The following is a 13,238-nucleotide window of genomic DNA, read 5'->3' as shown; positions in this document are numbered from 1 at the left end:
CGAAGCAATGGCCTCCTGATGTGGTAAAGAGGGAAAAAAGGGTGCACGAAATCCCTGAATACGCACTTTTCGAGGTCCGGGAGCCTGCGTCGCACGCCATTCCATTCGTCTACAACTCGCCGCACAGCGGGCGCATCTATCCCCCCGAATTCATCGCTCAGTCCAGGCTCGAGGGCATTTCCATCCGCCGCTCCGAGGATCACTATGTCGATGAGCTGTTTGCCGATGCGAGCGCGCTTGGGGCGCCGCTCCTGCTTGCAAACTTTCCGCGCGCCTATCTCGATGTGAACCGCGAGCCCTACGAGCTCGATCCGCGCATGTTCGACGGTCTGCTGCCGCCCTACGCGAACATCAATTCACTGCGCGTGGCAGGCGGGCTCGGTACCATTCCGCGCATCGTTGCCGAGAACATGGAGATCTATGCCCGTCGGCTGTCGGTGCAGGAGGGGCTCGATCGAATCGAAGCCGTCTATAAGCCATATCACGCGGCGTTGCGGCGGCTGATCGCCCGCACGCATGTCCAGTTCGGCTTCGGCGTGCTGATCGATTGCCACTCCATGCCGGGCAACGTTCGCGTCGCCGGCACCAATGCGCGGCCGGATTTCATCATCGGCGATCGCTACGGCACCAGTGCCTCGGCCGATCTGTCGCGTGCGGCTGTCGCCATCTTGGAGGAGATGGGCTTCACGGCAATCCGCAACAAGCCATATGCCGGCGGGTTTATCACGGAGCATTATGGCCGCCCGTCGCGTGGACTGCATGCGCTGCAGATTGAAGTGAACCGCTCGATCTATGTCGACGAAGTTACGCTGGAGAAGCGCTCCGACTTCGCCTTGGTTGCCGCAGCGATCACCGCCTTCATGCGCCAGATGGCGGTCTATGTGGCGCAGTTCGCGACCGACACCGCCCTCGCTGCCGAATAGGCCTTCAAGACATCAAAAAGAGACCGCCTCGCGGCGGTCTAAGTCTAGGGAGGAAACACCCAAGGAGGGCATTTACAGTCAAAGACTGTGGGCAAAAGCTACTATTGCGGTGCACAATTGTCAATCAAAATTTTGCAGTGCAAAAATATTGTGCAGCCGGCTAAAAGCTGCCGCTCTCGTTTGCAACGGGCGGCAATTCGGCTATGAAAAGCGGCACTCGCGCGCCACCAATGGATTCCACCATGTTGCCTGATCGCTCGTTCTTCAATCGCCTGGCGGAGGCCGCCAAGGCCGAAACGCTGCCACGGTTCCGTTCCGGACTTGACGTGACCAACAAGCTATCGAGCGGCTTTGACCCCGTCACCGAAGGCGACAGGGCGGCGGAAGTCGCCATTCGGGCGCTGATCGAGGAGCATTTCCCGGATCACGGCATTCTCGGCGAAGAGCACGGCAATGTTGGCCTGGACCGCGAATATGTCTGGGTGATCGACCCGATCGACGGTACGCGCGCGTTCATCTCCGGTGTACCGGTCTGGGGAACGCTGATCGGTCTGCAGCGAAACGGCCGGGCCGTCATGGGCATGATCGACCAGCCCTTTACTGGCGAAAGCTATTTCGCAGATGCGAACGGTTCGATCTATAACGGCCCGGAAGGGGAGCGGCGGCTGCAGGTTCGCGATTGCGGCGCACTGGCGAACGCCATTCTCTTCACCACCTCGCCGCATCTGTTTGCCGGTGTCGAGATGGAGAAATACCGTGAGATCGAGAGCCAGGTGCGGCTCTTCCGCTATGGCACGGACTGCTACGCCTACGCGCTGCTGGCCGCCGGCCATGTCGATCTTGTGATCGAAAACGGCCTGAAGCCCTACGATGTCGGTGGCATCATCCCCGTCATTGAGAATGCCGGCGGAATCATCACGACCTGGGATGGCGGGCGTCCGGAAAATGGCGGCTCGATCATTGCGGCCGGCAGCCGCGCCGTCTACGAGCAGGCGATGGCGGTTCTCAATCGATAGCATCCACCGGCATTTGTCGCGGTCGCTTGGATAGAGACCGGGCTAGGTACCAAACCCTTCGACTTCCTCGACGGCCTCGGCGTCACTGCCGGGGATGAAGGCGTGAAAGGCGGCAAGCGCCGCCTTGCGGTAGACGTCGCGTTCCTGCAGCACCTCATGCCGCGCACCATTGATCGGCACGAACTGGGCGGCGCGGAAATAGCGCGAGATCCGCTCCTGCGCGATATAGGGCACGATGGCGTCGCGCGTCGGCGCGATGACGACCGTCGGGATGGTGATCGAGAACAAATGGCTCGGAGCGGTTACGCGGTCGATCGTCAGCAGCGAGTCGTACAGCCAGCGCGCTGTCGGGGGGCCGAGCGTCAGCTCCGGATGTGCGGCGGCAACAGCGACATTGCGCTCGAAACGGGTCTCGTCCGATGTCAGAGGGTTGTCGCTGAACGGCTTCTCCTTGAGCTTGCGCGTCAGCGGGAACGAGCCGAGACCGAGCGAACAGGCGATCCCGGCAAGCGCCCGGATCGTACCTTCCGATGCTGCCTGACCTGAAAGACCAATAAAGGGTGCCGTCAGCACCATGCGCTCGATACGTGTCGATAGGTACGGGGCGGCGGACATCGCGATCAGCGCTCCGGTCGAATGCGCCAGAAGAAAGAACGGCAGGCGGGTATCCGGCAGCACGATTTTCTCGAGGAACGTGTCGAGGTCGTGCTCGTAATCGACGAAGCGGCGGACATGGCCATAGGTGCGCGTCTTCAGAAGCCGGTCCGAGCCGCCCTGGCCACGCAGATCGAAGGTCGCGACCCACAGGCCCTTGGCCGTCAGGTCGCGGATCGTCTCGAAATACTTCTCGATATACTCGTTGCGGCCCTGGAGGAGGACGACCGTACCCTTCGCCACCGGCGCGTCGGAGCGGAAGACGGCATAGCGCAGCCGATGGCCGTCATGCGTTTCGAAGAAGCCTTCGGTTCGGTTCTCCGGAGCCGGATTTTCGGGGGTCGAGAAAAGAACTTGTTCCATGGCCGATCGATCGTGTGCTTCGCGGATTCGCCTATTGAGTAAAACGGATAGCTGATTGGGCTGTCAAATCAAAGAAAAGAGGCTTGGTAACAGGCGGTGAACGTAAGCTGGCCGTTTTGCCGTCACGCCATAAAAAAAGCCGGCATGCTGAACTTGAGGTTCCGCGATGCCGGCTGGAGATCGGGCTGAAGACGAAGGGACGATACACTCCAGCCATCGGGCCAGTGTCACCCGATAGGCACGATTCCTAATCCCCTGCGCATGAATGGCTTCCGAACCGGCTGTTCATGCGGGGTTCACGCTGCGTGAGTTCCCTCCCAACGCCAGGGTCTTGAACTGCGCAAAGGCCATCCCCATCTCAATCCTGCGGGTGCCAAACGGGCCTGCTAAACCGTCCCGAAGCTGCCGATCAAGGGGTTTCAGGGGCAACTATCGCAACACGTCGCTTCCTTAAGGAGGACATCATGCGTCACGTAGACTTCTCTCCCCTTTATCGTTCGACCGTCGGTTTCGACCGTCTCTTCACCATGCTCGACAGCCTCGGCCAACCTGACCAGGGCCAGACTTATCCGCCCTACAACATCGAGCGTACTGGTGAAAACACCTACCGCATCACCATGGCCGTTGCCGGTTTCGATGAGACCGAAATCTCCATCGAGGCACAGGCTCACGCTCTCACCGTCAAGGGTGAAAAGAGCGAAGACAAGGTTGATGGCAGCGAGTTCCTCTATCGCGGCATTGCCAAGCGCGCCTTCGAGCGCCGCTTCCAGCTTGCCGACCATGTCGAGGTTACCGCCGCTTCGCTGAAGAACGGTCTTCTCCACATCGACCTGCTTCGCAGCATTCCGGAAGCCATGAAGCCGCGTAAGATCGCGATTGCGGCTGAGCCGGTCAGCGCGCCGAAGGCCATCGAGGCACAGGTCACCAACTAACCCAATCGGTCCTCCCAAGACCAAGCATGCCGGCGGCGCTCGTTTGAGCGCCGCCTTTTTGTTGTCTGCCATCAAGCCGGGCTTGCCGCTTCCTCGGTTTCTTCCGTGGTGATGCGATGTGCCGTCTTTGCCGCGTACTTCTGTGCGATGACCGCGCAAACCATCAGCTGGATCTGGTGGAACAGCATCAGCGGCAGCACGATCGCGCCGATCGATTGCCCGGCAAAAATGACGCTGGCCATCGGCGCGCCGCTGGCGAGGCTCTTCTTCGATCCGCAAAAGGTGATGGTGATCTCGTCGGCCTTGTTGAAACCGAGCAGGCGGCTGCCAAACATGGTGAAACACAATACGAAGGCAAGCAGCGCCGTGTCGGCGATGATGACGGCCGCGATGTCGGTGACCGAGAACTCGTGCCACAGCCCTTCAACGATTGCCTTGCTGAAGGCGAGGTAGACGACCATCAGGATCGAGCCACGATCAACAGGCATCAGCAGCGTCTTTTTCGCGCGGATCCAGGCCCCGATCCATGGCTGCAGCACCTGGCCGACGATGAACGGCAGCAGCAGTTGCATGAGGATTTGCCCGAGCACCTCCCATGAGAAGCCGCCATGGCCGCCGACGGAAAACAGCAGTCCGACCAGCAGCGGCGTCAGGAACATGCCGAAGATGTTCGATGCCGATGCAGAGCAGATGGCGGCCGGTACGTTGCCACCTGCCATGGAGGTGAAGGCGATCGACGACTGCACCGTCGAAGGCAGTACGCAGAGATAGAGTATGCCGAGATAAAGAGGCTTCGGCAGAATCCACTCCGGCACAAAGCCAAGGCCGAGGCCAAGGATGGGAAACAGGCCAAACGTCGTCAGCAGGATCACGAGATGCAGCCGCCAGTGCAGAACGCCGGCGATAACGACGTCGCGGGACAGGCGTGCGCCATGCAGGAAGAAGAGTAGGGCCACCGCGAGGTTCGTCGCTATGCCGAAATAGCCGGCAAAGGTGCCCGTGGCCGGCAGGAATGAGGCGAGGATGACTGTGCAGACGAGCAGGATCGTAAATGTATCGGGCAAGAAGCGGCGCATGGCTTTACTCATCGGATCGGTGGATCATTTCTCTTTCTTCCATTATGATACAGGATGCAAGGAATAACAGTTATCGTATTTCTGGATCACCATGCTCGATCTTACCCAACTCCGCAGCTTTGTTGCCGTCGAACAGATGGGAAGCTTCACGCTGGCTGCCGAACGGCTCGGTCTCGGGCAGTCGACCGTCAGCCAGCACATCCAGCGGCTCGAAAGCGCGGTCGGGCGGCGATTGCTGGCGCGCGACACCCACAAGGTAGTCATGACGACAGACGGGGAAGCGTTGCTCAGCCACGCGCGGGCGATGCTGGCGATCGAAGCGCAAGTGCAATCGCAATTCAAAGGGCAAAATCTGCGCGGCAACCTGCGGCTCGGCGTCTCCGAGGATTTCGTGACCAGCCAGCTTCCGGCGGTGCTCGAGGATTTCGTTCGCTCGCACCCCTCCGTCGATCTCGAGCTGACGGTAGCCCTGTCAGGAACGCTTTACGAAATGCAGGACAACGGCGAGATCGACCTCGTGCTGGCGAAGCGCCGGTTGGGCGATGCGCGCGGACGGCTGGTCTACCGTGAGCCGCTGGTGTGGCTGGCGCGTGATCCGGAGCATGTCTTAAGCGGTGGGCCTCTGCCGCTGATCGCGTTTCCGCCGCCGAGCGTGACGCGCAGCATCGCGCTCGAAGCCCTGGGCCGAAGCCAGGTCGCCTGGCGGATCGTCTGCACCTGCGGCAGCCTCAGCGGACTGACGGCGGCCGCACGGGCCGGCATGGGCGTGCTGGTGCAGCCGCGCAGCATGGCACCTTCCGGTCTGAAGGAGATCGGGCGCGATAGGCTTCCCATCCTCGAGGAGGTGGAGTTCGTCCTTGTGCCGCGCAAGGGCGCCGACCAGGCGCTGGTGCATGCGCTGTCGGAGGACATCCTCGGCAAGGTACGTCGTCTTGGTTCCGGCGGATGAGACCTGTTAAGGCGTCTTAAGTGGCGGTGAAGGCGTTGTGATAGCAGACTTTGCCGACAGGCAGCGGGCCATCGAACCGTTGGCGCATGAAATATTCCGCCGGCACGCCCTCGAAAATCAGATTGACGTCATTCTCGAAGCCGAAGCGCTCGTAGTAGCCGGGGTCGCCGAGAACAACGCAGCCCCTGGCGCCGATACCGGTCAGCCGCGACAGGCCGTCGCGAATGAGGTTTCCACCGATGCCCTCGTTCTGGCGGTCGGGTCGCACCGAAACCGGACCAAGCCCGTACCAGCCGTAGTCGCCACCATCGATCGTGACGGGCGAGAAGGCGACATGTCCGATGACTGCGCCACCGTCGACGGCGACGAGCGAAATTTTCAACGCGTTGGCCTTGCGGAGCGCGTCGATGATTTCCGCCTCTGTCTGGCTACCGTATTCCATCGGCGCGAAGGCCGCCTTTGTAATCTGGCGGATCGTCGCGATGTCGCTCGGCTGTTCAGGACGGATTTCCATCGGCGTTCTCTAGTCGTCTTCAGGTATCAGGGCATGGCCCGTGATAGCGCGACCTCGGCATGGTGGCCAGCAGATCGGCAATCAATCATGGTCCGATCACGCAATAACGCTTCGTTGCCGCGCAATGTTCATTCGCTGCCTCGCCCAAAAGTTAATGGCCTGCTTGCCATCTTAAGGTGCCCTCAACCGTACCACTTAGGCATCTGGTTAGGTTCGGAGCCTAGGCTCGGATCACCATGGTCGATCTTCGGGGCAAGGAGAACGGACCGATGACGTATGGTGTACTCTTCGTATCCGGGCTGGTTGCCTGTGTGATGCTGATTGTCGTGGCAGGACACGACGCGAAAACGACGGATGGTGGCAAGCCGCAATCCGCCGTGACAGGCCATCAGAATTGAGGCTCAGAACTCAGTTTGCGAGGCAGTCCAGGAAACCATCGACATCTGCCTCGCTGGTCGCAAAGCTGGTGACGAGGCGGATCAGCGTCTCATCCCGGCCGACAAGCTCGGGTGTGGCCGGTGGCACCGGCCATTCATAGAACTTCGCGCCCTTTTCTTGTGCCGTTTTCGCCGCGCCTTTCGGAATGACGGCGAAGACTTCGTTGGCCGAGGTCGGCCACGCCAGCCGGGACGCGTTGCTCGCGGTGATGCCCGCGCGCAGACGATCGGACATACCGTTCGCATGGCGGGCGAGATCGAGCCAGAGATCGTGCTCGAAATAGGCATCGAACTGGGCGGCGATGAAGCGTGACTTCGAGAACAGCTGGGCGGCGCGCTTGCGGATGAACGGCATCTCCTTGGCCTGCTCCGGATTGAGGAAGACGATCGCTTCCGCGCACCAGCAACCGTTCTTCGTGCCGCCGAAGGACAGCATGTCGATGCCGCGCTTCCAGGTCATCTCGGCCGGGCTGACACCAAGGGAGACGAGGGCATTGGCAAAGCGCGCGCCGTCCATATGAAGCGGCAGCCCGTCCTTTCGGGCGATCGCAGCGATCTCGTCGATCTCCGTGAGCGAGTAGACCGTTCCGGCTTCCGTTGCCTGAGTGATCGTGACCGCCGTTGCCCGCCCGTGCTGCACTGCCGTCTGCGGGAACTCCGCGATCCTTTCCCTGAGTTTTTCCGGGTCGATCTTTCCTTCCGGGCCAGGAACGCCGAGCAGGCGGGCACCGCTGAAGAAGTCGGGTGCGCCGCATTCGTCCGCAATCACATGTGCTTCGGAATGGCAGAAGGTGATGCCGCCCGGCCGTTGGACGCTCGCGAGCGACAAGGAGTTCGCTGCTGTGCCGGTGCCGACGAAAAGAACGGCGACTTCACGCTCGAAGACTTCTGCAAAGCGGCGCTCGACACGCCGGTCGAGATCACTTGCGCCATAGGCCGCGGCAAAGCCGTCGGATTCCCTGAGCAGACGTTCGGCGATGGATCGATGGGCGCCTGCCCAGTTGTCGGATGCAAAATACATGAAAGGAGACCGCTTGGGATGTGGTGGAGGATCAGGTTCGGCGGCGACATTACGCCAACGCTCCGGCTGGTCAAAGGGGCGGCGTGAAATCCATCACAAAAATTGACGTCGGCAATCAATAAACAAAATAATGCGTAAACGTGTAATTTTATGTCTTGCCGATAGGCTATTTGAGCAATATTAAGTCGTAAACCGCCGATTTTTTGAATCTGCACTCTTGCGAAGGCCAGATGTTTCTGGCATAGATCAAGTGAATTAGGACAGTGTTGTTGTCCTATTTTGGCCGCGACGGCCGAAGAGGCGCCAAAAAACCTTACACTCGTGGGGTTTCACGCTATAGTTCTTCAAAAGCGGGTAAGAGCCCGCATGCGGAGGCGGATGGCAGGCGCAGGAGCGCACGGTTGCTTTCCCTGGAGAGCCTGCCGCCGGCGACCGGATCTTCGATAATGCAACAGCGCTGTAACGCGCCGAACCTAGGATCAGGGACGGCGCGGGACAAGAAGCCGCCCGCGGCCCCGCGGGCTCTGACAGGAGGGAAAGATGACGAAGACGCCATCCACGGGTTTTGACCAGTTCGCAGCAGCAACGACGCGCGCGACGGCCAATACGCGTAAATTCGCCTCCGGTCTGCCGCGAAAACAGGGGCTTTACGACCCACGCAACGAGCACGATGCCTGCGGCGTCGGCTTTGTCGCCCATATGAAGGGTCAGAAGTCGCACCAGATCGTCAAGGACGGTCTCTTCATTCTCGAGAACCTGACGCACCGCGGTGCCGTCGGCGCCGACCCCCTTATGGGTGATGGCGCGGGCATTCTCGTGCAGATCCCGGACCGCTTCTTCCGTGAGGAAATGGCCAAGCAGGGCATCACCCTGCCGAAGGTCGGCGAGTACGGCATGGGTCACATCTTCATGCCGCACGATGAAAAGCAGATCGCGCATTTCAAGAAGGTGATCCAGGACGTCATCACCGATGAAGGCCAGGTCTTCATCGGATTCCGCGACGTGCCCGTCGACAACTCCTCGCTGTCGAAGGCGCCCGACATCGCCGCCACCGAGCCGCATCACGTTCAGGTCTTCATCGGCGCTGGCAAGGACGCGGCGACGAACGACGAGTTCGAGCGCCGCCTGTTCACGCTCCGCAAGGTGATCTCCAACCGCATCTACGACGAGTTCGACGGCGAGGAGAGCAACTTCTACCCGGTGTCGCTGTCGTCGGCGACCGTCGTCTACAAGGGCATGTTCCTGGCCTATCAGGTCGGTGCCTACTACAAGGACCTGTCGGACCCGCGCTTCGAGTCCGCGGTTGCCCTCGTGCACCAGCGCTTCTCGACCAACACCTTCCCGTCCTGGAAGCTGGCGCACCCTTACCGCATGGTCGCCCACAACGGCGAAATCAACACGCTGCGCTCCAACGTCAACTGGATGGCGGCGCGCCAGGCATCGGTGTCTTCGCCGCTCTTCGGTGAGGATATCTCCAAGCTCTGGCCGATCTCGTATGAAGGCCAGTCGGACACTGCCTGTTTTGACAACGCGCTCGAGTTCCTCGTGCGCGGCGGCTACTCCATGGCACATGCCGTGATGATGCTGATCCCGGAAGCCTGGGCCGGCAACCAGTCGATGGCGGCCGAGCGGAAGGCATTCTACGAATACCATGCGGCCCTGATGGAGCCGTGGGACGGACCGGCTGCTGTCGCCTTCACCGATGGCAAGCAGATCGGCGCGACGCTCGACCGTAACGGTCTGCGCCCGGCCCGCTATCTCGTCACGTCAGACGACCGCGTCATCCTCGCTTCGGAAGCCGGCACGCTGCCGGTGGCTGAAGAGGATATCGTGCAGAAGTGGCGCCTGCAGCCGGGCAAGATGCTGCTGATCGACATGGAGAAGGGCCGCATCGTTTCCGACGAGGAAGTGAAGTCCGAACTCGCGACCAAGCATCCTTACCGCAACTGGCTGGATCGCACTCAGCTCATCCTCGAAGACCTGAAGCCGGTCGAGCCGCGTGCGCTGCGCCGCGACGTGTCGCTGCTCAACCGCCAGCAGGCTTTCGGCTACACGACCGAAGACACCAAGATCCTGATGTCGCCGATGGCGACCACGGGCCAGGAAGCCGTCGGCTCGATGGGCACGGACACGCCGATCTCGGCCATGTCGGAAAAGTCGAAGCTGCTCTACACCTACTTCAAGCAGAACTTCGCGCAGGTTACCAACCCGCCGATCGACCCGATCCGCGAAGAGCTCGTCATGAGCCTCGTTTCGTTCATCGGGCCGCGTCCGAACATTCTCGACCATACCGGCATGGCAAACGCCAAGCGCCTGGAAGTGCGTCAGCCGATCCTTACCAACGGCGATCTCGAAAAGATCCGTTCGATCGGTCACACGGAAGACCGCTTCGACACGAAGACGCTCGACTTCACCTATGATGTCGAGCGTGGCGCCGAAGGCATGCCTGAGATGCTCGATCGCCTCTGCGAGCGCGCGGAAGCGGCCGTCAAGGGCGGCTACAACATCATCGTTCTCTCCGACCGCCAGATCGGGCCTGATCGTATAGCGATCCCGGCACTGCTGGCGACGGCTGCCGTGCACCATCACCTGATCCGCAAGGGTCTGCGCACCTCGGTCGGCCTCGTCGTCGAGACCGGCGAGCCGCGCGAAGTGCATCACTTCTGCCTGCTCGCAGGTTACGGCGCCGAAGCGATCAACCCTTATCTTGCCTTCGACACGCTGCTCGACATGCATGCCAAGGGCGAGTTCCCGAAGGAAGTGGACGCCTCCGAAGTTGTCTACCGCTACATCAAGGCGGTCGGTAAGGGCATCCTCAAGGTCATGTCGAAGATGGGCATCTCGACCTATCAGTCCTATTGCGGCGGTCAGATCTTCGATGCGATCGGCCTGCAGCAGGAACTGGTTGACAAGTACTTCTTCGGTACCGCGACGATGATCGAAGGCGTCGATCTCACGGCGATCGCCGAAGAGACTGTTGCGCGTCACACCTCCGCCTTCGGCAAGGATCCGCTGCTCGCGACCACGCTCGATATCGGTGGCGAATATGCCTACCGCATGCGCGGTGAAAGCCATGCCTGGACTCCGGATGCGGTGGCCACACTGCAGCACGCCGTTCGCGGCAATGCCGAGGACCGCTACCGCGAGTTCGCCGAGATGGTGAACACCTCGGCCTTGCGCATGAACACCATCCGCGGCCTCTTTAACATCAAGAGCGCCGAACAGCTCGGCCGCGAGCCGGTTTCGGTCGATGAGGTCGAGCCTGCTGCCGATATCGTCAAACGTTTCTCGACGGGCGCGATGTCCTTCGGCTCGATCTCCCGCGAGGCGCACACGACGCTCGCGATCGCGATGAACAAGATCGGCGGCAAGTCAAACACCGGCGAAGGTGGCGAAGAGTCCGACCGCTACATGCCGCTGCCGGATGGTTCGTCGAACCCCGAGCGTTCGGCGATCAAGCAGATCGCGTCGGGACGTTTCGGTGTCACGACCGAATATCTCGTCAACGCCGATATGCTGCAGATCAAGGTCGCGCAGGGCGCAAAGCCCGGCGAGGGTGGCCAGCTGCCCGGCCACAAGGTCGACGCGACCGTTGCCAAGACACGTCACTCGACCCCGGGTGTCGGCCTTATCTCGCCGCCGCCGCACCATGACATCTATTCGATCGAAGATCTGGCGCAGCTGATCTACGACCTGAAGAACGTCAACCCGACGTCCGATGTCTCGGTCAAGCTCGTCTCGGAAGTCGGCGTCGGCACGGTCGCCGCCGGCGTTGCCAAGGCGCGCGCCGACCACATCACCGTCTCCGGCTTCGACGGTGGCACCGGCGCATCGCCGCTGACCTCGCTGAAGCATGCCGGTTCTCCGTGGGAAATCGGCCTTGCCGAGACGCAGCAGACGCTTGTCTTGAACGGCCTGCGTTCGCGTATCGCCCTGCAGGTCGATGGCGGTCTGAAGACCGGCCGCGACGTCATTATCGGTGCGCTTCTCGGTGCCGACGAATTCGGCTTCGCGACCGCGCCGCTCATCGCCGCCGGCTGCATCATGATGCGCAAGTGCCACCTGAACACCTGTCCTGTCGGCGTTGCCACGCAGGATCCGGTCCTGCGCAAGCGCTTCAAGGGCACGCCTGAGCACGTCGTCAACTACTTCTTCTTCGTCGCCAACGAAGTGCGCGAAATCTTGGCCTCGCTCGGCTTCACCAAGCTCGATGACATCATCGGCGCTTCGGAGCTGCTCGAGAAGGACGAGATGCTGGCGCATTGGAAGTCCAAGGGCCTCGACTTCAGCCGCATCTTCCACAAGGTCGAGGCGCCGAAGGATGCGACCTACTGGACATCACGCCAGAAGCACCCGATCGACGACGTTCTCGACCGCAAGCTGATCGCGGAGGCCGAGCCGGCACTGTCTTCGAAGACCCCTGTGTCCTTCGAGGTCGATATCAAGAACGTCGACCGTTCGGCTGGCGCGATGCTGTCCGGCGAAGTCGCCAAGCGCTACAACCACCGCGGCCTCAAGGACGACACGATCAACGTGACGCTCAAGGGCACGGCCGGCCAGTCGTTCGGCGCCTTCCTGGCACGCGGCATCACATTCAATCTGGTCGGTGACGGCAATGACTATGTCGGCAAAGGCCTCTCGGGCGGCAAGATCATCGTCCGGCCACCTGAGAATTCGAAGATCGTCGCGGAAGAGTCGATCATCGTCGGCAACACCGTTCTCTATGGTGCGACCGAAGGCGAGTGCTACTTCCGCGGTGTCGCGGGCGAGCGCTTCGCGGTCCGCAACTCGGGTGCGATCGCCATCGTCGAAGGCGTGGGCGACCACGGCTGCGAATACATGACGGGTGGTGTGGTGGTCGTTCTCGGCCAAACGGGCCGTAACTTCGCGGCCGGTATGTCCGGTGGCGTTGCCTACGTACTCGACGAGGCCGGCGATTTCGCCAAGCGCTGCAACATGGCGATGGTCGAGCTCGAGCCGGTTCCTGAGGAGGACGACATGCTGGAGAAGCTGCATCATCACGGCGGCGACCTCATGCACAAGGGACGCGTCGACGTCTCCGGTGACATGACGCGCCACGATGAGGAGCGCCTCTACCAGTTGATCTCCAACCACCTGCACTATACGGGCTCCACCCGCGCCAAGCAGATCTTGGACAACTGGGCCGACTACCGTCCGAAGTTCCGCAAGGTCATGCCGGTCGAGTACCGCCGTGCGCTTGAAGAAATGGAACGCGCCCGCATGGGAATTGCGGCCGAGTAAATACGCTTACTTCCGTTGCGCCGGCGAAGGCTGGCGCGGCGGATGACCGAAATATCTCAATGACCCACGGATCGGCAGCAGCCTCAGGCAG

At 61.3% G+C, this 13,238-nt stretch carries 10 protein-coding genes; 6 read left to right on the top strand and 4 right to left on the bottom strand.

Going from position 1 to position 13,238, the window contains the following annotated elements:
• Positions 1-41: 41 nt before the first annotated feature.
• Together AC1DE4_RS16280 and hisN are read left to right on the top strand one after the other, a co-directional pair.
• Positions 42-923, top strand: coding sequence for an N-formylglutamate amidohydrolase (locus AC1DE4_RS16280; RefSeq protein ID WP_018859901.1), 882 nt, complete (start codon positions 42-44; stop codon positions 921-923).
• 242 nt (positions 924-1,165) lie between these two features.
• The gene (gene hisN / locus AC1DE4_RS16275; RefSeq protein ID WP_026372158.1) at positions 1,166-1,939 is read left to right on the top strand and encodes a histidinol-phosphatase; all 774 of its coding nucleotides are present in this window, start codon (positions 1,166-1,168) and stop codon (positions 1,937-1,939) included.
• Positions 1,940-1,981: 42 nt separating this feature from the next.
• On the opposite strand, the gene AC1DE4_RS16270 is transcribed toward hisN, so the two are convergent.
• A complete protein-coding gene (locus AC1DE4_RS16270) occupies positions 1,982-2,956 on the bottom strand; it encodes an alpha/beta fold hydrolase (protein ID WP_018859903.1) in 975 nt (324 codons plus the stop codon).
• A gap of 464 nt (positions 2,957-3,420) precedes the next feature.
• Here AC1DE4_RS16270 and AC1DE4_RS16265 point away from each other — a divergent pair, with 464 nt between their 5' ends.
• The gene (locus tag AC1DE4_RS16265; RefSeq protein WP_018859904.1) at positions 3,421-3,888 is read left to right on the top strand and encodes an Hsp20 family protein; all 468 of its coding nucleotides are present in this window, start codon (positions 3,421-3,423) and stop codon (positions 3,886-3,888) included.
• A 71-nt stretch (positions 3,889-3,959) separates the two neighbouring features.
• On the opposite strand, the gene AC1DE4_RS16260 is transcribed toward AC1DE4_RS16265, so the two are convergent.
• Complete coding sequence (locus tag AC1DE4_RS16260; protein ID WP_018859905.1) at positions 3,960-4,964, bottom strand: bile acid:sodium symporter family protein; 1,005 nt, start codon at positions 4,962-4,964, stop codon at positions 3,960-3,962.
• Between the two features lie 91 nt (positions 4,965-5,055).
• Here AC1DE4_RS16260 and AC1DE4_RS16255 point away from each other — a divergent pair, with 91 nt between their 5' ends.
• Positions 5,056-5,913 carry a LysR substrate-binding domain-containing protein gene (locus tag AC1DE4_RS16255; protein ID WP_018859906.1) on the top strand — a complete coding sequence of 286 codons (858 nt, stop codon included), beginning with the start codon at positions 5,056-5,058 and terminating at the stop codon, positions 5,911-5,913.
• 16 nt (positions 5,914-5,929) lie between these two features.
• On the opposite strand, the gene AC1DE4_RS16250 is transcribed toward AC1DE4_RS16255, so the two are convergent.
• Positions 5,930-6,427, bottom strand: coding sequence for a GNAT family N-acetyltransferase (locus AC1DE4_RS16250; RefSeq protein ID WP_192241588.1), 498 nt, complete (start codon positions 6,425-6,427; stop codon positions 5,930-5,932).
• Between the two features lie 269 nt (positions 6,428-6,696).
• On the opposite strand from AC1DE4_RS16250, the gene AC1DE4_RS16245 reads away from it, so the two are divergent.
• A complete protein-coding gene (locus AC1DE4_RS16245) occupies positions 6,697-6,825 on the top strand; it encodes a hypothetical protein (RefSeq protein ID WP_019280707.1) in 129 nt (42 codons plus the stop codon).
• A 10-nt stretch (positions 6,826-6,835) separates the two neighbouring features.
• Here the strand turns inward: AC1DE4_RS16245 and AC1DE4_RS16240 are convergent, their stop codons facing one another.
• Positions 6,836-7,885 (bottom strand): threonine aldolase family protein, encoded by a 1,050-nt coding sequence (locus tag AC1DE4_RS16240; protein WP_169682329.1) that lies wholly within the window; start codon positions 7,883-7,885, stop codon positions 6,836-6,838.
• Between the two features lie 540 nt (positions 7,886-8,425).
• On the opposite strand from AC1DE4_RS16240, the gene gltB reads away from it, so the two are divergent.
• Complete coding sequence (gene gltB / locus AC1DE4_RS16235) at positions 8,426-13,147, top strand: glutamate synthase large subunit (RefSeq protein WP_018859910.1); 4,722 nt, start codon at positions 8,426-8,428, stop codon at positions 13,145-13,147.
• Positions 13,148-13,238: the final 91 nt, after the last annotated feature.

This window comes from Rhizobium sp. 10N414 (assembly GCF_056394785.1).
Note: the sequence above shows the minus strand (reverse complement) of the source record. Positions and strands in the feature narration are given on the sequence as shown.

Coding starts and splice junctions, on each gene's coding strand:
- hisN (WP_026372158.1), top strand. CDS start 1,166: ATGTTGCCTGATCGCTCGTTCTTCAATCGCCTGGCGGAGGCCGCCAAG.
- AC1DE4_RS16270 (WP_018859903.1), bottom strand. CDS start 2,956: ATGGAACAAGTTCTTTTCTCGACCCCCGAAAATCCGGCTCCGGAGAAC.
- AC1DE4_RS16265 (WP_018859904.1), top strand. CDS start 3,421: ATGCGTCACGTAGACTTCTCTCCCCTTTATCGTTCGACCGTCGGTTTC.
- AC1DE4_RS16260 (WP_018859905.1), bottom strand. CDS start 4,964: ATGCGCCGCTTCTTGCCCGATACATTTACGATCCTGCTCGTCTGCACA.
- AC1DE4_RS16255 (WP_018859906.1), top strand. CDS start 5,056: ATGCTCGATCTTACCCAACTCCGCAGCTTTGTTGCCGTCGAACAGATG.
- AC1DE4_RS16250 (WP_192241588.1), bottom strand. CDS start 6,427: ATGGAAATCCGTCCTGAACAGCCGAGCGACATCGCGACGATCCGCCAG.
- AC1DE4_RS16245 (WP_019280707.1), top strand. CDS start 6,697: ATGACGTATGGTGTACTCTTCGTATCCGGGCTGGTTGCCTGTGTGATG.
- AC1DE4_RS16240 (WP_169682329.1), bottom strand. CDS start 7,885: ATGTATTTTGCATCCGACAACTGGGCAGGCGCCCATCGATCCATCGCC.
- gltB (WP_018859910.1), top strand. CDS start 8,426: ATGACGAAGACGCCATCCACGGGTTTTGACCAGTTCGCAGCAGCAACG.